The organism is Roseobacter sp. SK209-2-6 (assembly GCF_000169455.1).
In the GTDB taxonomy this organism is placed as follows: domain Bacteria; phylum Pseudomonadota; class Alphaproteobacteria; order Rhodobacterales; family Rhodobacteraceae; genus Pseudophaeobacter.
This window is the reverse complement of sequence record NZ_AAYC01000001.1, coordinates 118,069-136,707: the sequence shown is the minus strand read 5'-3', so window position 1 is coordinate 136,707 and position 18,639 is coordinate 118,069. Positions and strand designations below refer to the sequence as shown.

Sequence of the window (18,639 nt, the reverse complement as noted above, 5' to 3'; positions counted from 1 at the left end):
TAATCTCCTGTTCCATCACTATGAATCACTTCATCAGGGCGGTTTTGCGTGGGGGTTGGCCTGCGTCAGACCTTTTAACGCAGGAGTTCACCAGCAAGCGAGTTCGGGCCAGAGGAGACGATACGAACCTTAGCCAGTTCTCCGATCTCACGCGGGCAATCCGCAACATGAACCGCATGCAGGTAGTCCGATTTACCGACCATCTGCCCTGGCAGGCGCCCCGTTTTTTCAAACAGAACGCTGACTTCGCGACCAACCATGCTTTCTTGCACTTCGCGTTGCTGGCGCCCCAGAAGCGCCTGAAGGCGTTGCAGCCTATCGTCAGCCGCTGCGGGATCCACCTGCGCGCGTTCTGCTGCCGGCGTGCCCGGGCGGGTGGAATATTTGAAAGAATAGGCGGTACCGTATTTGACTTCTTCTACCAGATCCATAGTCGCCTGGAAGTCTTCTTCTGTCTCTTCTGGGAAGCCAACGATGAAGTCGCCAGAGATCAGAATATCCGGACGCGCGGCGCGGATACGCTCGATCAGGCGGATGTAGCTTTCGGCAGTATGTGAGCGGTTCATACGTTTCAGAATCTTGTCCGATCCGGCCTGCACCGGCAGATGCAGGTAGGGCATCAGCTTGGCACAGGTGCCATGCGCTTCAATCAGATCATCCTGCATATCGTTAGGGTGGCTGGTGGTGAAACGGATACGTTCCAACCCATCAATCTTGTCGAGCTCCCAGATCAGCTGCGCCAGGGTCAGATCGCCATTGGCACCAGCACCGTGATAGGCGTTCACATTCTGCCCCAAAAGGGTGATTTCCCGCACGCCACGCTCCACCAACTCCTGCGCTTCACGCAGGATGCGGTCAGCCGGGCGAGAGACCTCGGCGCCGCGAGTATAGGGCACCACGCAGAAAGCACAGAACTTGTCGCAGCCCTCTTGCACAGTCAGAAACGCGGTGGGTCCGCGCTTGGCTTTGGGACGGCTTTTCAGCTTTTCAAACTTGTCTTCTTCAGGGAAATCGGTGTCGAGCACCTTTTCCCCTTCGCGCGCTTTGGCTTCCATCTCTGGCAGGCGATGATAGCTTTGCGGGCCGACCACCAAGTCAACCAGCGGCTGACGTCGCATGATTTCTTCGCCCTCGGCCTGGGCGACACATCCAGCAACACCGATTTTCAGATCAGGTTTCTCTGCCTTCAACCCCTTGAAACGGCCCAGCTCAGAATAGACCTTTTCAGCCGCCTTTTCGCGAATATGGCAAGTGTTGAGCAAAATCATATCAGCATCATCAGCCGATTTGGTCTCAACATAGCCCTCGCCGCCCAGCGCCTCTGCCATGCGTTCACTGTCGTAGACATTCATCTGACAGCCATAGGTTTTGATAAACAGCTTCTTTGGCGCGCTCATTTGTGACAGCCTTCCAGAGAGGTTGGGATCAGCCGCGGCTCATAGCCTGAAAAGCCTCAGCTTGCAATGCAGGCCGGATTACCCGATTTTGGAGAGAATTGCCAGAAAGGCAGAGGCGAGAAGAGCATGATGTACAGGTCGCTGGACGATTTTCTAAACAACGCGGATCAGATCCTATCAAAAGGGCCGATTGCCCTGATATTTGTGGAAGATGACGTGGAAATCGCAACCACGCTGCGTCATCACCTCCAGTGCGGTTTTGAGGCGGTCATTGCCCTGATGCCCGATGCTTTTGATCTACCCAAGGATATCAAGCAGAAGATCCATCGGGTTCCCTTTGACAGTGCTCAGTCAGAAGCAGTCTTTGACGCAGTGAACAGGATAAGTAGCGCTGCCAACCCAGGGTGTTGGATTTACTACTGCTATAATGCGGAATTCCTTTTTTATCCCTTCTGCGAAACCCGCACAGTCAAAGAGATGCTAGGCTTTCACGCGGAAGAACGCCGTAGTGCCATGCTTACCTATGTCATCGATCTCTATGCAGGTGATCTATCGAAACATCCAAATGCGGTCTCTCTGGAGAGCGCATTTCTCGATAAATCCGGCTATTATGCGCAGTCCCGATGGGATGACGCCAGCAATGGGCCACACGAACGGCAGCTTGACTTCTTTGGCGGCGTGCGTTGGCGCCATGAGGAGCATATTCCCTGGAGCAGCCGCAAGATTGATAGAATTGCCCTGTTCCAAGCGAAACAGGGCCTAACACTACAGGCAGATCACACCTTTGATGATCAAGAATACAATACTTACTCCTGCCCTTGGCACCACAATCTGACGGCTACCATTTGCTCCTTCAGAACCGCCAAGGCCCTAAAAATCAATCCCGGGTCTTCTGACGCGATCAGTAGCTTCAAATGGCACAACTCAACCCCATTTGAGTGGCATTCGCGGCAACTGCTGGATCTGGGGCTGATGGAGCCCGGGCAGTGGTTCTAAACTACGACCATGCTGCCGAAATGTATGGACTGCATAGCCTTAGGCCAAGAGGGAGCACCCCTTGGCCCTGCAAGCTGATCAACGCTGCAGCAGCATAGGAAACCAATCTTCGCGCAGGCGCTGACCTGGCTTCATCTCATGCCCCGGATAGGGTGGGGACGTTCGGCCCGGGCGCTCCACATAGCGCGCATCATCACCAACCAAACGCAGGGAAAAGGCGCGACGGCGGCTGTCGCTGGTATTCGCACGAGCCCCGTGCAGAACTTTGTAGTTAAAGGCCACCGCGTCACCTGGCTCCATCTCCCATTCGCGAATGGTCATTCCTTCTGCCTCTGGGTCCGGTACAGCCATATACTGCCCTTCATCTGGGAAGAAATCTTCCTCAGAAACCCAGCGCGTCGGCAAAACCTCCTTTTCCCATTTGTGCGACCCCGCCACACAGCGAAGAGCAGCTTCTTTTACCGGGTCAAGGGGAGACCAAAAGCTGACCGTTTGCTCACCGTCCACAAAGTAATAGGGGCCATCCTGGTGCCAAGGTGTCGCCATGGAGGTGCCTGGCTCTTTCACCAGCACATGGTCGTGGAACATCTGCACCGATTGCGAGCGCATCAAATCAGCAGCCACTTCGGCCACCGGAGAAGCCTTGATCGCCTGCTCAAAGGCAGGGATCCGGTCCCAGTTGCAATAGTCATCAAAGAAGCGACCGGTTTGCCCCGCTTTCTCGTTATTGGACGCATAGGGGCCTGGCTCTGCCATATTCTGCTCCACACCTTCGCGCAGCAGATCCACCTGTTCCTTGAACAGCCCCCTGATGAAGACCACCCCTTCTTTTTGGAACTGATTAACATGATCTTGGGTAATCAACGGATGGGTCATGTTTTCCTCCCCTTTGAAGATGCATTTTTGCTGTGGCGAAACTGGAGCAACAAATAGTTAGTTTCAAATCATATATTCTTAATGCAATCTTAGTCTGATGTTATATCTCACCCTTCGCCACTATGAATATGTCTGTGCCACGGCCCACCACGGCAGCCTATCGGCTGCGGCAGAGGCGCTGCATGTCAGCCAACCCGCCTTGTCGGCTGCGCTGTCCCGGATTGAGGAACAGCTTGGAAAGCAGCTGTTCCAACGAAAACGTGGCGCGCCACTGACACTGACGACAGAAGGCAGAGCTTTTGCAGAAAAGGCACAGGCCCTTGTCGAACAAGCGGCGCGTCTAGAGGCTCCTGACGCCCCTGCCCCCATCACTCAGAAACTTGTATTGGGCTGTTTTTCCGACCTCGCCCCGTTTTGCCTTGCCCCCGCTCTTCGCCAGTTGCGAGCAGAGCTACCCGGACTGGCTGTCTATTCCCAGGTGCTTGGTTTTTCCGAACTCACAGATGGTATGATGCAAGGAAAGATCGATCTCGCCATCACCTATGACCTCGGGTTGGATGCGGGCTTTGAACGTGAAATGCTGGGTGAGCGGCAACCCCAGGCGCTTTTTCCACCCAGTCACCTGCTGGCAAAGGAAAGCAAGATCACCTTGAAACAGTTGGCGAAAGAGCCTCTGATCCTCTCGCAAGAAGGGCTTTCAGTGCAGCATATGCTGGGTCTGTTTCGCACCCAGGGCCTGTTGCCGCGGATCGTCCACCGCGCGGCCTCTCTGGAACTGTTGCGCTCGCTTGCAGCAAATGGGGAGGGAGTGGGTATCAGCTACAGCTCCCCACCAACTCCGGTCAGCTATGACGGCAAATCTATAGTTGCCCTACCGATTGCAGACGACAGCGCCAGAGAAGCGATCATCCTGACAAGTCACGGCAAACCGCCTGCGGAATCACCTCTGGAACAGGCACACAGCATTTTACGAGATCTATTCAAACGGGAGCATCCGATCTGAGCCCTCCCCTAGCGGGTCAAAGCTTGCGCAGCCGGATGACCACGTCGACCGAAGCTATCTCCATGCCCTCTGGGGCCTCTGGCAGATTTTGTATCACCAGCTGCTCGGCAGGCGCATCGGTTACCTTGCTGCTGTCTTCCCAAAAGAAGTGAGGGTGATCATGCGTATTGGTGTCAAAATAGCTTTTTGACCCATCGACGGTGATTTCCTGCAACACCCCTGCATCACAAAACGCGCGCAGCGTATTGTAAACGGTGGCAAGAGAAACCGCCGCCCCCTTGGTTTTGGCAGAATCAAAGAGGCTCTCTGCGGTCACATGGCGATGCTTCCCATCGCCGACCAAAAGTTCAGCCAAAGCAACCCGTTGCCGGGTCGGGCGCAATCCGGCCTCAACCAGCCAGCTTGTTGCCAGATCTTCACTATTTGGCGTCATGTGCGGGTCCTGCATCGCGTTGCTAGTGGTATTTATAATGCGAATGAGTTGCGTTTATCAAACAGATTCCCTCCTAAGTGCAAAGGATATGCGATAGTTTCTCTTTGTTTTGGCCTCCTCCATATCTTGCAGGACCCTCAGCGCAGGTGTTACAGGAAGCGGAAATCTAGGATACTTCAGGCAGGAGGCGTGCCAGCATGGCCGATTACCCCAGCAGCTTTGACAAAGACGACTTGCTGAAATGTGCACGTGGAGAGCTCTTTGGGCCAGGCAATGCCCAACTCCCAGCACCGCCAATGCTAATGATGGATCGCATCACTGAAATCAGTGGGGATGGCGGCGCTCATGGCAAAGGTCATGTGCTTGCAGAATTCGATATTACACCGGATCTGTGGTTCTTTGACTGCCACTTCCCCGGCAATCCGATCATGCCCGGCTGCCTTGGCCTGGATGGCCTGTGGCAATTGACCGGCTTCAACCTCGGCTGGCGCGGCTGGCAGGGGCGCGGCATGGCCGTCGGCGTCGGTGAAGTCAAACTCACCGGTATGGTTCGTCCTGACCGTAAGATGCTGACCTATAAGATCGATTTCAAGAAAGCGATCCAGACCCGCCGCCTCACCATGGGTGTGGCAGATGGTATCGTGGAGGCCGATGGCGAAATGATCTATGACGTCAAGGATATGAAGGTCGTACTGTCCGAGGCCTAATCGGAACCGGCCTTTGTTGTGACACCAAAACGACCAGGGGCTTCCGGGCCTCTCTAACACGACGGATTTTCGAGGGAGAGTCCCTATGCCGATCACCGAAGCTGAACTGGACGCGGCCCGCGTCGCTTGGGGCGATGCCCTGATTGAAATCGCCAAAGCCTATGAAGAGGGCGGCATCACCTCCGCCCGCGAGGTGGCCGGAGGCGTGCTGGACGCGGCCTATGGCTACAACATGGGCCCGGTTCTGTTCAAACCCACGCTCTCCGGCGGCGAGAAAACCTTCCGCCCTACCCGCAAGGGCGGGCTGTCCTATTTCGTCGGCCACGACGATGACTACCCCAAGGACGGCGGCTTTGGCATCAAGGGCTGGCGGCATGTGACCTCTGAAACCTCCGCCAGCTTCATCGAAGGCGATGTTGCCATGTGGATGGGCTGGGTGATCATGACCGACAAGGACGGCAATGTGACCAAGGTCGACAAGAGCTTTGGCTACAAAAAAGACGCCGAAGGCACCCTGCGCATCGTGCTGCACCACTCGTCGCTGCCGTTTGCAGGGTAACAAGCTGCTCCTATCTGAAGCGTTTGCTGTGAAAGAGGCCTTTGGGCCTCTTTTCTTTGTTAGCCTCACTTCGCATGAACTTGCTGCGGGCTGCACTCGACTCTAAAGTCTCGAGATGAAAAACGCCTCCCCCCAAGCAGATTCGAATTCGCACATCGCTTCTTTGGGCGGTTTTTTGGAAGGTCTTAGCTTCTTGAACAAAGACCAGCGTTCGAATTTAGCCTCTGCCTTCTCCATAGATGCTCAAACTGAAGATGAGCTCCTTGCGGAATTAAAATCCAGTTTTGAACAGCTTCCCAACTTGGATCTGAATATTGACGCCACCTTCCCGGGCACCTTTGGACAACTAGGGAAAGACATCAAAACACACCTTCTGATTGCCCCTCATATAGAAAACCCGAGCCAAGCCAGCGATCTTCGATCCCATTTGTCTTTCAAAATCATGGACAGGCTTGACGATATTGCCGGGGAAGAAAATTTTCTTAGCCCTAAACGCATAACCGGGACCAGCCCCGTCACTCAATCTGCAATGACATTCTATTGGCTGCAGACCAGGCAGCTCAGTTTAGTGATCTATTTTTGCTCCGCGGGGACCTGCCGGGAAGCTTAGGTCTTGGCCGCCACCGCCCGCCAGCGAAATGGAACAAAGCCATGGCAGCGCAGGTAAAACTGGTCAGCAACCTCGGTCGTCTCGGCTTGAGCATTCAGGCGTTGCTCAAAATTCCGGATTGCAACAGTTCAAGCGCCCCTGTTTAGGGCAGATCCAATCCTTCTTGCACCCCTTCCCCGCAATGCATACTAAGGCTTAAGCAAATAAGGGAGTGCACGTATGCGTCGTGTCGTCGTCACCGGTCTGGGGATTGTCTCCTCCATCGGCAACAATGCTGAAGAAGTCATCGCCTCGCTGAAGGCTGGAAAATCCGGCATCGAAGCAAGCCCGGAGATGACCGAACATGGTTTTCGCAGCCAGGTGGCGGGCACGCTAAAGATCGACATCAAAGAGCATGTCGATAAACGTGCGCTGCGTTTCATGGGGGATGGTGCAGCCTATGCCCATATCGCCATGAGCCAAGCCATTGCAGACTCCGGCCTTACCGAAGAGCAGGTGGTCAACACCCGTACCGGCCTGGTTGCAGGCTCCGGCGGCCCCTCGACCAGCGCCATGCTGACGGCCCACCAGGTGGTGGCAAAAACCGGCGCGACCAAGCGTATCGGACCTTTTGCGGTGCCGAAATGCATGTCTTCGACAATTTCCGCCAACCTGGCGACCGCCTTCAAGATCAAGGGCATCAACTATTCGATCACCTCGGCCTGCTCCACCTCGCTGCACTGCATCGGCAATGCGGCCGAGCAGATCATGATGGGCAAGCAGGACGTGATGTTTGCCGGCGGCGGCGAGGAGCTGGACTGGACCCTCTCCTGCCTGTTCGATGCGATGGGCGCGATGTCCTCGAAGAAGAACGATGACCCGACCAAAGCCAGCCGCGCCTTTGATCAGGATCGCGACGGTTTTGTCATCTCTGGTGGCGGAGGCATCGTGGTGCTGGAAGATCTGGAGCACGCCCTGGCCCGCGGCGCCAAGATCTATGCCGAGGTGACCGGCTTTGCCGCCACCTCCGATGGCCACGACATGGTGGCTCCGTCCGGTGAAGGCGGAGAGCGGGCGATGCGCCTGGCGCTTTCGACTCTGCCAGAGGGCCGCAAGGTGAGCTATATCAATGCCCACGGCACCTCGACCCCGGTCGGCGATGTGGGCGAAGTCGAAGCGGCCCGCCGTGTCTTCGGCGCAGGCAATGTGCCGCCGATCTCTTCGACCAAATCGATGACCGGCCACGCCCAGGGCGCTGCAGGCGCGCTGGAGGCGATCTTCTGCCTCCTGATGCTGGATAACGACTTCATCACCCCCTCGATCAATGTCGAGACCCTGGCCGAAGGCATCGAGCCGGGCGAAGTGGCCACCGAATTTGTTCCGGATGCCGGCCTCGACAGCGTCATGACCAACAGCTTTGGCTTTGGCGGCACCAATGGCTCGATGGTCCTGTCGAAATACCAAGGCTGATATCAGCCGACCCATTCTAACAGAAAGGCCCGGACCTGAAGCAGGTCCGGGCCTTTTCTTTTTCGGCGCTCACCCGGCCTTTATCCCAGCGCGGGCCGCCCGGTCATGCGGCCGACGCCAGAAACCGCCAAGCTAACCAGAACCAGCAGCGTTGAAAACGCCATTGAGGCAAATTTTGCGGCTGCGAAGCCCGAGTAAACCAGTGCCAGCCAATCGGCGAACTCCAGCGGATTGGCTAGCATGACAAAGGAAACCAGATTCTCGCAGGCCTCCAGCACTGCCCCCGCGACCGCAAAGCCTGCTGCCGCAAAACCAAGCCGCCGCCCTCAGGAGCCCGGCTGCCTGGTGCGGGCAACCAATGTGCCGAGATCGAGCATATGGGCATAGAGCTCCTTGACGCGGGCGGCATCAAAAGTGGTTTGCCCAGTGGCATAGTCCGCCGGATGACCGCTGGCGGCATAAAGCCCATCCAGACGTATCTGCACCAGCCGCATCACGCCGAGGGAGGCCAAGGCAGCAATGCGGTGAGTCCAGACCGGCAGCGACATCAACTTGCTCACACTCATCAAACGAATCCCCTTACATTCCCAGGAATGAAATATAAGGGCCCCAATGAGAGCTGCCCCCGAATTCATAGAGTGCGTCACCCGCTTCGGGATTGCATCGCAGCTCTTCCAGACTCTCCTTGCAGCAGAGGCTTGCCAAGAACGGCCTCACCCCTGCTCAATTGGAAGTCCTGTCGCATCTGGCACGGCTGCGGCAGCCGCAAAGGGTGACCGACATTGCCCGCGCCGTGCAATCCGGCCAGCTCGCAGTCACCAAGATGCTGGCAAGGTTTGAAGAGGCCGGCTGGGTTACGATAATCCCAGACAAAGAAGTCCGCATAAGCAAAAGCGCCCAGGTCACAGCAGCCGGGTATCAACACCTGCAAATAGTTCAGCGGGCGGCGCTGCCTGAGCTTAGAGCATTTCTCAAAAGCTGGCCCAAAGAGGGCCTGCGGCGCTTTGCGGAAGACCTCACCAGATTGGGGCGTTTTCTGGATGATCGGCGAAACCTTGACGAATAAGGGCGAAAAGGCCTATCCAGCGGCAAATTTTTCGAGGGAATACCATGACTGCACTTACCGGCAAGCGGGGCCTGATCATGGGCGTCGCCAACGAACGCTCCATCGCCTGGGGCATCGCCAAAGCCATGGCGGAGGCAGGCGCAGAGCTGGCTTTCACCTACCAGGGCGAGGCCTTTGGCAAAAGGCTGGAGCCCTTGGCGTCCAGCGTAGGCAGCGACTTCATGGTTGACGTGGATGTCACCGATGACGCCTCTCTCGATACGGCCTTTGAGCAGCTCAACGCGCGCTGGGACCGTCTTGATTTTGTAGTCCACGCCATTGCCTATTCGGACAAGTCCGAACTAACCGGCCGTTTCCTTGACACCAGCCGGGCCAATTTCAAGAACTCGATGGACATCTCCGCCTATTCCTTCATCGAAGTGGCGCGCCGTGCCCACCCGATGATGAAGGAAAATGGCGGCACCCTGCTGACCTTGACCTATGGCGGCTCTAACCGGGTGACCCCCAACTACAATGTGATGGGTGTGGCCAAGGCAGCCCTGGAAAGCACGACGCGCTATCTGGCGAATGACCTGGGGCCAGAAGGTATTCGCGTCAATGCGATTTCTCCCGGCCCGATGAAAACCTTGGCCGGTGCAGCAATCGGTGGCGCCCGCAAGACCTATAAGCATACGGAACAGAACTCCCCGCTGCGTTCAAATGCAACGCTGGAAGCGGTGGGTGGTACAGCGGTTTATCTGGCATCCGACGCCGGTGCTTTCACCACAGGTGAGGTCATTCGGGTTGACGGCGGGTTCCATGTCCTGGGTATGCCACAGCAAGAGCATCTCTAGGCCTTGACCAGTGCACGTCATTCACGGGCGCCATTTGGCGCCCGTTTTTTTGTTCTATCAGTTTTCCTCTTACGGCCTAGTGGAGGATTGGACGACAACAGGCCTATCTGTGCCATCCATTGCTTTCTATTGATCCGACAGTCCCAGCTTATCCGGGTTACGTTGGATATAGATCCAGGCAATTCTTCCGTCCTCCCCCGGTGCCAGGGTGGTAACAGAGTCGAGCACCTCAAAGCGATACCTCAGCAATGAGGGCTTGCCGTTGACTATCCCAACACGGTTCGACCAACCCTGCTCCTTCTTTGCTTTCTCATGAAGAGCCTGGAAGACTTGCAGGATCTCTGCGCCGCCAACCAGCGGACGCCGCGCAGCCCGCCTGCGCGCACCACCATCGGAAATCGCAATTGTATCAGGGGTCAGGATCTCAAAGGCCGCCTCATAGTTCTCTGCCATGACCGCCATGAAGAAGCGCTCACTCAAGGCTGCGACCTCCTCCGCTGAGGCGTCAAAACGCGGCCCGGTTTCCTGCAGTTTCTTTTGAGATCGGCTGACAAGCTGGCGGCAGGCCGCTGGCGTGGTTTCCAGGGTCTCGGCGATTTCGTCATAGCCCGCATCAAAGGCCTCGCGCAGAATAAAGGCCGCGCGCTCCCTCTCGTTCAACCGTTCCATCGCCCAGAGCAGGGCCAGCTCACATTCTTGCGCCAGCTCGAAATGCGGCACGATTTCCTGGGGTCCATCCTGCATCAAGGGTTCCGGCAACCAAGGGCCCACGTAGATTTCGCGCCGGTTTTGTGCGGCCCGCAGAGTATCTATCGCAATATTGGTGGCGACACGCCGCAGCCAGGCCGATGGGTTTCGGATCTGCGCCCTGTCAGCCGCCGCCCATCTAAGCCAGGTTTCCTGAACCGCGTCTTCAGCCCCGGACCTCTCCCCCAGCATTCGATAGCACAGGGAGGTGAGCTTGCAGCGCTCAGCCTCAAATATGTCTGTCTGCATGTTCATGTCTGATGCGCGACCTCGATCATACGGTTTTCAATACTCACCCGGCTGCAGGTATGACCATAATCCAGCCCGCGTTTGAGCACAGGATAGACCCGCCCGCTGGAGGCTGCAAAAGACGCAGCGATCACCGCTTCTGGTCCAAAACCTTTTTCGATCTCATGCCGCAGGGCCTCAAGCTCTGGTAGATCAGCTATTGCAGCCTGGGCAAAGCGAAATCCCAACCCCATCTGGCCAGCTTCCGCTGCCCTCCCCTGAAGACAAAGTTCAATTTGTCCCGCCGGAACGCCAGCTTCCAGGGCCATATCGACAACCAGCTGCACGCATGGGCCACAATCGCCTTCCATGGTCGAGGCCACAACCGCGCCAGCCCAGATGCCCAGCGCCTTTTCAGGACCACGAAACTGGCCATAAAGAGGTAAGGCCAACAGACGGAGACCCGCCGAAGTCGAGTGATCCACAACATGGGACATGTAGCTCGCATCATAGGAATAGCGCGCCGAGAACTTCTTTATGCCCATTCGGAGTAAGTGCTTGATCATGCTTCAACCCTCCGCGCGGGCAGGCGCATAGCAGCCCAAATCGCAAGCCCTGCAGGGAGTTGAATGCCCGCAAGATTGGTAAACGCGATAAAATCAACGGGGAGGCCGCGATGAACCCAAATCCAAATGTGAAACAGGGCATGAAGACAGAGCCAGGACATCCCGCAAACAGCGGCTGATCTATCCGCGTGCCGCGCGGCCCAGATCAGGGCCAATCCGCTAGAGAGAAAAGCCAAAGCAACATCTTTTGCGAAGTGAAAGTTCAAAGGGCCCGTCTGCAGCACACCAGGCACATTCGCGTACCAGTGCTGGGTTGCGACCCAAATATATGCAGCGTTTATAAGCGAGTAACCGCCAACACCTGCCAGAATGACCCTATTCATCAATACCTCCAGAACTCTTGGTCTGAAGGTAAGACGCACAGCCGCCCAGGTTTGTGACAAGAATTGGAGAAAAATCACCAATTGGGCAAAAAGAGAGGCCGTCGCGGGAAAGTGCCAGCACTTCAAGAGCGCTGGCACTGAAGTTTATCCGATCGAAACCAGCTCGATCTCAAAGATGAGGTCCTTGCCCGCGAGCGGGTGATTTGCATCCAATGTCACGGTGGCTTCCGTTACCTCAACAACAGTGACCGGCAGCACATGGCCTTCGGGGCTTTGCATCTGCAACTGAGTACCCAGCTCCAGGGGGATCTCTTCCGGGATACCTTCGCGGGGGATAGCCTGGCGCGCCTCTGGGTTCAGCGGGCCATATGCATCGGCACAGGGAATTTCCAGACGCTTCTTATCTCCAACAGCCATGCCCGGCAGGCCCGCGTCCATGCCTTTAATCACCTGTCCAGAGCCGACAGTGAACTCCAGAGGATCGCGCCCCTCAGAGCTGTCGAAGACAGAGCCATCCTTCAAAGTTCCGGTATAGTGGATACGGACGGAATCTCCGTTTTTTACCTCGGTCATGTGAACTCCAGTCAAACCATCAAAGGTCAGCACCCTACAGCGCCTGCCGCCAGTGTAAACCCGTACCACCTTTGGCTTCTTGACGCAGGAACCCGTCGCGAGGTGACGCAAGAGAATTGTATCAGTCACAACTTCGCGCTTTGCAGTCTTCCCTTGGCCGTGAAAAGATCCCCGCCAAGGGGGATGCCATGCCTATTACCACTTGTGTTTTTGACGCCTACGGAACCTTGTTTGATGTTGCCGCCGCTGCCCGGCAGGCCGCAGCAGAACCACAGTTCCCTCACTTGCGGGACAATTGGGCACAATTGGCTGAGCATTGGCGTCTTAAGCAGTTGCAATATACTTGGTTGCGCGCAATCACGGGCGCCCATTGCGATTTCTGGCAGGTGACCCAGGAAGGTTTGGACTGGGCGCTGGAAGCCTGTGACCTGAATGCCGATCCGGATCTCAGGCAACGGCTTCTGGATCTCTATTGGGAGTTGCAAGCCTATCCGGAAGTGCCCGCCATGCTGCGCAACCTCAAGGAGGCTGGTTTCAATACCGCCATCCTCTCAAATGGATCCCCCCACATGCTGGATGGTGCGGTGCAATCTGCCGCCATAGGCGATCTTCTGGATGATGTCCTGTCAGTAGAAAGCGTCGGGGTCTTCAAACCGGATGCCCGCGTCTATGATTTGGTGGAACAGAGGTTCCAATGCTCCAGAGAGCAGGTGCTATTTGTCTCTTCCAACGGCTGGGACGCTGCTGGAGCCTCAGGGCATGGGTTCACCACAGCATGGGTCAATCGCGCAGGCGACCCAATGGACCGGCTGCCCTGGGTCCCCCAGCATATCCTAACAAACCTCAGCTCCATTCCAGAGATTGCGCAGCAACAGCAATAACAAGGGACCGCCTATCACGATGAGCAGTTTTTCTTCCAGTGACGGCCTATCGCTGCATTTTGAAGACTGTGGTGACCGCGCTGGTCAGCCCTTGATCTGCCTTGCAGGCCTTACCCGGGCTGGCAGCGACTTTCGCTACTTCTTGCCCCAAGCCTCGCATCTGCGCCTTATCCTTCTGGACGCGCGCGGACGTGGCCAATCCGACTATGATCCGGATTTCTCCAACTACAATGTCGCAAGAGAAGCGCAGGATGTATTGGAGCTGATGGTCCATCTGGATCTGGAAAAGGCTGCGATCCTTGGCACCTCTCGTGGTGGAATGGTTGCCATGGCTTTGGCGGCGACAGCCAAACACCGTTTGCAGGCTGTCATCCTCAATGATGTCGGTCCGGAAATTCCCGCAAGTGGCGTTGCCCGGATCATGGAATACATCGGCCGCCGTCCCGCTACCAAAACCCATGCAGAGGCTGCCGAGACTTTGGCCAAACTGATGTCCCCGGCCTTCCCGGATGTGGAGATGTCACGGTGGCAAGAAGAGGTAGAGACCTTTTACACCGCTTCCCCCGAAGGTTTGCAGCTACGTTATGACCCGCGCCTTCGCGATGCCCTTCTAGCCCAGGCCAATGCAGGCCCAACACCGGATCTCTGGCCGCTCTTCAGATCCTTGGGATGTCTCCCCTCCGGAATCATCCGTGGTGCTAACTCCGATATTCTAAGCCAGGAAACCTACCACAAGATGCAGGAATGCCTGCCGGAAATGGAGGCGGTGGAAGTGCCCAATCGCGGGCATGTGCCCTTCTTGGACGAACCAGAAAGCCTGTCTCTCATTGAAACCGTATTGGACCAGATTTGATGTCTTCGATTGAACAGATCCGTCAGGCTGCAAGGCGCCTGAAAGGCCACGCGCGCAAAACGCCTTTGCTGTCTTCACCCTTCCTGGACGAAATCGCAGGCCGGCGCCTTCTGGTGAAAGCAGAATGCCTGCAACATACCGGGTCTTTCAAGTTTCGCGGTGGCTGGTCAGCGGTATCGGCTTTGTCAGCGGAACAGCTTCGCAAAGGTGTTATCGCCTTTTCCAGCGGCAACCACGCGCAGGGGGTTGCTGCAGCCGCCAAAGCCCATGATGCACCAGCGGTCATCGTGATGCCCTCAGATGCGCCTAAGTTGAAGATCGAAAACACCGGTGCACTGGGCGCGGAAGTCGTGCTCTATGATCGTGCGGCGGGTGAAGATCGCGATGCCATTGGCAAAGAGCTCGCAGAGGCCCGAGGCCTTACCTTGATCAAACCCTATGATGAGCCACAGGTTATCGCCGGTCAGGGCACCACCGGGCTGGAGATTGCAGAACAGGCCCGAGCTGAAGGCATCGACAAAGCAGAGGTTCTGGTCTGCTGCGGCGGCGGTGGGCTGACCAGTGGCATCGCTCTCGCCCTGGAGGCAGAGGCGCCGGGTTTGCGCGTGCGCCCGGTAGAGCCGCAGGGGTTTGATGACGTCAAACGCTCACTTGAAGCCAGAGAGATTTGCCACAATGCAAGTGCTTCCGGTTCCATCTGCGACGCAATCCTGACCCTTGCACCGGGCGAGCTGACCTTTCCCATTCTCAGCCGCCTCTGTGGCCCAGGCCTGGCCGTTACCGAAGAGGAAGCTCTACACGCCATGGCCCTGGCCTTCACCCGTCTCAAGATCGTGCTCGAACCTGGTGGAGCGGTCGCCTTGGCTGCGGCACTTTTCCATGCGGATCAAATTGAGGGTGAAGCAGTCATAGCCGTCGCAACAGGCGGCAATGTGGACGCGGCGCTGTTCGGCAACGCTCTCTGCCGCTATGCTTAGAAAGCGCAGGGAGCTAAGCCGAAGGGGGCAAAAGTCATGAACCGTTTCACCATTGCCTCATTCAATGTGAAAAACCTGATCGGCCCGGATCAGGAATACTACCGTTTCCAAAGTTACACCCCCGAGGAATACGCCTGGAAGGCCGATTGGATGGCAGACCAGCTGCTGACCATGGATGCCGATATCGTTGGCTTTCAGGAGATTTTTGACGCAGAACCCCTGCGCGCCGTTATCTCCGAAGCGGACACCAGGGGTATCGCTGCCAATGCTGCAACCATTCCAGACCGATCCAAACGCTACCACCGCAAGGCCATTTTCCGCAAACTGGCCTATGGCCCCTACGGCGACGCCGGGCTTGCCTTTGCGCCAAATGTCAATGACACCGGCGAACCCGGTCACCGGCGACCCGGACTAGCGATCCTCTCGCGCTTTGGCTTTATCGGTGAACCCGAGGTGATCCAGGAAATGGAACAGCCTCTGGATATCCCTATGTCGGGCCTGGGTGGAGACGAAGAAGAAGGGTTTTACACCCTGCGCCGCCTCTCCCGCCCGATCCTGAAAGCTCGCATTCCTGTAGGTGATCAGATCCTCACCGTGTTCAATTGCCACCTCAAATCCAAGCTGGGGGAATTCATCACTCCCGCGGGCGCCCCCTATGCCCCTGAGAGTGTTCTCACTGCCTATGATCCCGCGGGGCGCGCACTGGGATCCTTGCGCTCAGCCTTGCGGCGCATGGCAGAGGCCTGGGTACTGCGGCGCGCCATCCTGGAAGAGTTGGAACAGGACCGCCCGGTCATGGTTCTTGGCGATTTCAACGATGGTGAACATGCGGTGAGTAGTGAAATCATCTCTGGGGAGATGCCATTCCGGAACTATGCCTGGATGCTGCGCCATGATGCCAAACATGGAAGCGACCGCTACAGCAAGGGCGATAACGAAGAGATCCGGGAGGCCATGGACAAGGTGCGTCTGCGGTCGGCTGAGAAGACCTTCCTCAAACGCTCCTTGCGGGATGTTGTCTACACCACCGCCTTTGGTGGCGTGCATGAGAGCATCGACCAGATCTACATGTCACGACACTTTGACCCTGAATGGGGCGGCGCAATTGGCAATATGCAGTACTACAGCGTCTTCAACGACCACCTGACAGACGGAAGTCACCCCGAAGCCCCGTACAACAAGCTCGCCTCGGACCACGGTCAGATCATGGCCCATATGGAGTTGAAAGACCCGCCTTCGACAAAGACTTAGGTAAGTCGCGCGCCAACTAGCTGTTTGCCCCTTCTGGCGCGCGCCTCTAGACTGCGCACGGCCAAAATCGGAGAAAGCCATGCAGATAGCAGACCTGGGCGACGTCCAGCTTCACTACCGTATTGACGGCGATCCGGACGGCGCGCCGATTGTCTTTGCCAATTCCCTTGGCACTGATCTGCGGGTCTGGGACCAAGTCGTTGAACGCCTGCCTGCTGGGCTGAAAATCATCCGTTTTGACAAGCGTGGCCATGGGCTATCCTCCATGCCTCCGGCTCCATACTCCATGGGGGCACTGGTGCGGGATGCGGAGCGGCTGCTTGATCAGCTGGAGGTACGGGACTGTGTCTTTGTCGGCCTCTCCATCGGCGGCATGACCGCTCAGGGGCTGGCTGTGAAGCGTCTGGATCAGATCCGCGCCTTGGTGCTGTCCAATACCGCAGCCAAGATCGGCACCGCAGAAATGTGGCGTGAACGGGTGAGAGCCGTCGAAACCGGCGGTATTGAGGCCTTGGCGGACAATGTCATGGAACGCTGGTTCTCCAGAGGTTTTCGCAAAACGCCGGAGCTGCAGCTGTGGCGCAACATGCTGGTCCAGCAGTCGAGGGATGGATATGCCGGGTGCTCTGCCGCAATCGCTGGCACCGATTTCTATACGCCTACCAGCGGGTTGCGCCTGCCCTGCCTCGGCATTGCCGGAAGCGAAGATGGATCCACCCCGCCGGATCTGGTGCGTGAAACCGTTGATCTCATTCCCGGTAGCCAATTTCACCTGATCCGCCGCGCGGGCCATATCCCCTGCGTCGAACAGCCCGACGAATTTGCAGAGCGTCTCACCCTGTTTCTAAGGGAAATCGGACATATCAACTAAATCCGCTTTCATCGGCGACTTCCAAAATGCAAAGGACCTGTGATGGCAGCATCCGTCTTTGACAGCCAAATCTATGGTGCACTATTCAAGCCTGGTGAGCTGGGCCGTCTCTTTACCGACACCGCAGAGACCCGCGCCATGTTGCTGGTTGAAGGTGCCCTGGCAAAGGCCCAAGGGGACCTCGGCATTATTCCATTGGAAAGCGCTCAGGCGATAGGGCGCGCAGTGGTTGAGGTTGCTCTCGACCCCGCAGCCCTGCTGAAGCCCACCGGCCAGAATGGCGTACCAGTTCCCGGACTGGTCGCGGCTTTTCGTGAGGAGATGCAGGCCCCGGAACATGCCCAGTATCTGCATTGGGGGGCGACCTCGCAGGACATCATGGACACGGCACTGATGCTGCGTCTGCGTCAGGCGTTGACGCTGATCGAAGATGATCTGCAGTCCGCTGTCGCCGCCTTGGCAAAACTCGCCCGAAGCCATGCCAACTTACCCATGCCTGCACGCACCTACGGGCAACATGCCACCCCAACTAGTTTTGGCGCAGTCGCAGCCGCCTGGGGCGCGCCTCTGCTCGACTTGCTTGAAGAACTGCCCGCTCTGCGCAAAAGCTGCATCTTGATTTCGCTCTCCGGAGCAGCCGGGACATCCGGCGCCCTTGGGCCCAGATCCGCCGAGATCCGCGCCGCCATGGCCAAGGCACTTAGCCTGGGGGATCCGGAGCGCAGCTGGCATAGCGACCGTGGCCCCTTGCTTCGGCTGGCCGATTGGATGGTGCGGGTCAACGCTACCCTCGGCAAACTGGGAGAAGATTGTATCGCCCTGACGCAGAGCGGTATTGGAGAACTCTCCCTAGGAGGGGCCGGTGCCTCGTCCACCATGCCGCAAAAACAGAACCCTGTTGCCCCTTCCGCGCTTGTCGCCCTGGCGCATCAGGGCAGCGGTTTGCTTACCGCCCTGCAGGGGAGTGCCCTACAGCAGAACCAGCGCGATGGGGCTGCTTGGTTCACCGAATGGATGTGCCTGCCACAGATCGTTCTGGGCGCTGGCAGCGCCGCCCGCCTCGCCCGGGATCTTTGCACAGGCCTCACCCCGCAAGAGGCCGCGATGAGGCGGGCTCTGGAAAGCGGCTTCGGCATGATCCACGCTGAGGCGCTGAGTTTCGCTCTGACTGAAATCCTACCCCGGCCAGACGCGCAGGCCGCGGTGAAACGGCTGTGCCGTGAAGCCCAGGAAAAGGGCTGCGAGTTGCTGGAACTGGCCGAGCGTGACTTCCCGGATCTCTCCCTCGCTGCAGTCTTTGACCCCCTGCAGCAAATGGGAAGTGCCCCAGCGGAAGCCTTGCGTTTCGCGCAAAAAACAGAGGATCTATCCCTAGGCTAG

Annotated in this window: 22 protein-coding genes; 14 read left to right on the top strand and 8 right to left on the bottom strand. The window is 57.3% G+C overall.

The features are described 5' to 3' along the window. Positions 1 to 74: 74 nt before the first annotated feature. Positions 75 to 1,397, bottom strand: coding sequence for a tRNA (N6-isopentenyl adenosine(37)-C2)-methylthiotransferase MiaB (miaB, locus tag RSK20926_RS00650; protein ID WP_008203718.1), 1,323 nt, complete (start codon positions 1,395 to 1,397; stop codon positions 75 to 77). 126 nt (positions 1,398 to 1,523) lie between these two features. On the opposite strand from miaB, the gene RSK20926_RS00645 reads away from it, so the two are divergent. Beyond that, positions 1,524 to 2,393, top strand: coding sequence for a glycosyltransferase family 2 protein (locus RSK20926_RS00645; protein ID WP_037253425.1), 870 nt, complete (start codon positions 1,524 to 1,526; stop codon positions 2,391 to 2,393). A 78-nt stretch (positions 2,394 to 2,471) separates the two neighbouring features. Here the strand turns inward: RSK20926_RS00645 and RSK20926_RS00640 are convergent, their stop codons facing one another. Continuing rightward, on the bottom strand, positions 2,472 to 3,269 hold the full coding sequence (locus RSK20926_RS00640; RefSeq protein ID WP_008203715.1) for a phytanoyl-CoA dioxygenase family protein: 798 nt from the start codon (positions 3,267 to 3,269) through the stop codon (positions 2,472 to 2,474). A 97-nt stretch (positions 3,270 to 3,366) separates the two neighbouring features. On the opposite strand from RSK20926_RS00640, the gene RSK20926_RS00635 reads away from it, so the two are divergent. Continuing rightward, the gene (locus tag RSK20926_RS00635) at positions 3,367 to 4,272 is read left to right on the top strand and encodes a LysR family transcriptional regulator (protein ID WP_008203714.1); all 906 of its coding nucleotides are present in this window, start codon (positions 3,367 to 3,369) and stop codon (positions 4,270 to 4,272) included. A gap of 16 nt (positions 4,273 to 4,288) precedes the next feature. On the opposite strand, the gene irr is transcribed toward RSK20926_RS00635, so the two are convergent. Further along, complete coding sequence (gene irr / locus RSK20926_RS00630; protein ID WP_037253188.1) at positions 4,289 to 4,705, bottom strand: Fur family transcriptional regulator Irr; 417 nt, start codon at positions 4,703 to 4,705, stop codon at positions 4,289 to 4,291. A gap of 197 nt (positions 4,706 to 4,902) precedes the next feature. Between irr and fabA the strand changes: the two genes are divergently transcribed. From fabA to fabB, 4 genes are all read left to right on the top strand, one after another. Beyond that, complete coding sequence (fabA, locus tag RSK20926_RS00625) at positions 4,903 to 5,412, top strand: bifunctional 3-hydroxydecanoyl-ACP dehydratase/trans-2-decenoyl-ACP isomerase (RefSeq protein WP_008203711.1); 510 nt, start codon at positions 4,903 to 4,905, stop codon at positions 5,410 to 5,412. Positions 5,413 to 5,497: 85 nt separating this feature from the next. Continuing rightward, complete coding sequence (locus RSK20926_RS00620; RefSeq protein ID WP_008203709.1) at positions 5,498 to 5,971, top strand: hypothetical protein; 474 nt, start codon at positions 5,498 to 5,500, stop codon at positions 5,969 to 5,971. Between the two features lie 115 nt (positions 5,972 to 6,086). Then, positions 6,087 to 6,581: a hypothetical protein gene (locus tag RSK20926_RS00615; protein WP_008203708.1), complete on the top strand. Its 495-nt coding sequence runs from the start codon at positions 6,087 to 6,089 to the stop codon at positions 6,579 to 6,581. A 219-nt stretch (positions 6,582 to 6,800) separates the two neighbouring features. Continuing rightward, positions 6,801 to 8,030 carry a beta-ketoacyl-ACP synthase I gene (gene fabB / locus RSK20926_RS00610; protein WP_008203707.1) on the top strand — a complete coding sequence of 410 codons (1,230 nt, stop codon included), beginning with the start codon at positions 6,801 to 6,803 and terminating at the stop codon, positions 8,028 to 8,030. 80 nt (positions 8,031 to 8,110) lie between these two features. On the opposite strand, the gene RSK20926_RS00605 is transcribed toward fabB, so the two are convergent. Together RSK20926_RS00605 and RSK20926_RS00600 are read right to left on the bottom strand one after the other, a co-directional pair. Continuing rightward, entirely contained in the window at positions 8,111 to 8,308 is a 198-nt protein-coding gene (locus RSK20926_RS00605) for a hypothetical protein (RefSeq protein ID WP_008203706.1), read from the bottom strand. 48 nt (positions 8,309 to 8,356) lie between these two features. Beyond that, positions 8,357 to 8,596: a hypothetical protein gene (locus RSK20926_RS00600; RefSeq protein WP_008203705.1), complete on the bottom strand. Its 240-nt coding sequence runs from the start codon at positions 8,594 to 8,596 to the stop codon at positions 8,357 to 8,359. 119 nt (positions 8,597 to 8,715) lie between these two features. On the opposite strand from RSK20926_RS00600, the gene RSK20926_RS00595 reads away from it, so the two are divergent. Next, the gene (locus RSK20926_RS00595; RefSeq protein ID WP_008203702.1) at positions 8,716 to 9,096 is read left to right on the top strand and encodes a MarR family winged helix-turn-helix transcriptional regulator; all 381 of its coding nucleotides are present in this window, start codon (positions 8,716 to 8,718) and stop codon (positions 9,094 to 9,096) included. Between the two features lie 44 nt (positions 9,097 to 9,140). After that, the gene (locus tag RSK20926_RS00590) at positions 9,141 to 9,929 is read left to right on the top strand and encodes an enoyl-ACP reductase FabI (RefSeq protein ID WP_008203701.1); all 789 of its coding nucleotides are present in this window, start codon (positions 9,141 to 9,143) and stop codon (positions 9,927 to 9,929) included. 126 nt (positions 9,930 to 10,055) lie between these two features. Here RSK20926_RS00590 and sigJ read toward each other — a convergent pair whose 3' ends face one another. The 3 genes from sigJ to RSK20926_RS00570 form a co-directional block, all read right to left on the bottom strand. Next, entirely contained in the window at positions 10,056 to 10,931 is an 876-nt protein-coding gene (gene sigJ / locus RSK20926_RS00585) for an RNA polymerase sigma factor SigJ (protein ID WP_008203699.1), read from the bottom strand. After that, positions 10,928 to 11,449, bottom strand: a complete 522-nt coding sequence (locus RSK20926_RS00580) for a hypothetical protein (protein ID WP_232281825.1) — start codon at positions 11,447 to 11,449, stop codon at positions 10,928 to 10,930. Before RSK20926_RS00580 ends, sigJ begins: the two co-directional genes overlap by 4 nt. Before the next feature lie 548 nt (positions 11,450 to 11,997). Beyond that, positions 11,998 to 12,426 (bottom strand): FKBP-type peptidyl-prolyl cis-trans isomerase, encoded by a 429-nt coding sequence (locus tag RSK20926_RS00570; protein WP_008203696.1) that lies wholly within the window; start codon positions 12,424 to 12,426, stop codon positions 11,998 to 12,000. Positions 12,427 to 12,614: 188 nt separating this feature from the next. Between RSK20926_RS00570 and RSK20926_RS00565 the strand changes: the two genes are divergently transcribed. The 6 genes from RSK20926_RS00565 to RSK20926_RS00540 all read left to right on the top strand — a co-directional run bounded on the left by RSK20926_RS00565 (position 12,615) and on the right by RSK20926_RS00540 (position 18,639). Next, a complete protein-coding gene (locus tag RSK20926_RS00565) occupies positions 12,615 to 13,307 on the top strand; it encodes a haloacid dehalogenase type II (protein ID WP_037253422.1) in 693 nt (230 codons plus the stop codon). A 19-nt stretch (positions 13,308 to 13,326) separates the two neighbouring features. After that, a complete protein-coding gene (locus RSK20926_RS00560; RefSeq protein ID WP_008203694.1) occupies positions 13,327 to 14,160 on the top strand; it encodes an alpha/beta fold hydrolase in 834 nt (277 codons plus the stop codon). Further along, positions 14,160 to 15,137, top strand: coding sequence for a threonine ammonia-lyase (locus RSK20926_RS00555; RefSeq protein WP_008203692.1), 978 nt, complete (start codon positions 14,160 to 14,162; stop codon positions 15,135 to 15,137). Before RSK20926_RS00560 ends, RSK20926_RS00555 begins: the two co-directional genes overlap by 1 nt. Before the next feature lie 36 nt (positions 15,138 to 15,173). After that, complete coding sequence (locus tag RSK20926_RS00550) at positions 15,174 to 16,388, top strand: endonuclease/exonuclease/phosphatase family protein (RefSeq protein ID WP_008203690.1); 1,215 nt, start codon at positions 15,174 to 15,176, stop codon at positions 16,386 to 16,388. A gap of 79 nt (positions 16,389 to 16,467) precedes the next feature. Next, complete coding sequence (pcaD, locus tag RSK20926_RS00545) at positions 16,468 to 17,259, top strand: 3-oxoadipate enol-lactonase (protein ID WP_008203688.1); 792 nt, start codon at positions 16,468 to 16,470, stop codon at positions 17,257 to 17,259. A 42-nt stretch (positions 17,260 to 17,301) separates the two neighbouring features. Continuing rightward, positions 17,302 to 18,639 (top strand): class-II fumarase/aspartase family protein, encoded by a 1,338-nt coding sequence (locus RSK20926_RS00540; protein WP_008203685.1) that lies wholly within the window; start codon positions 17,302 to 17,304, stop codon positions 18,637 to 18,639.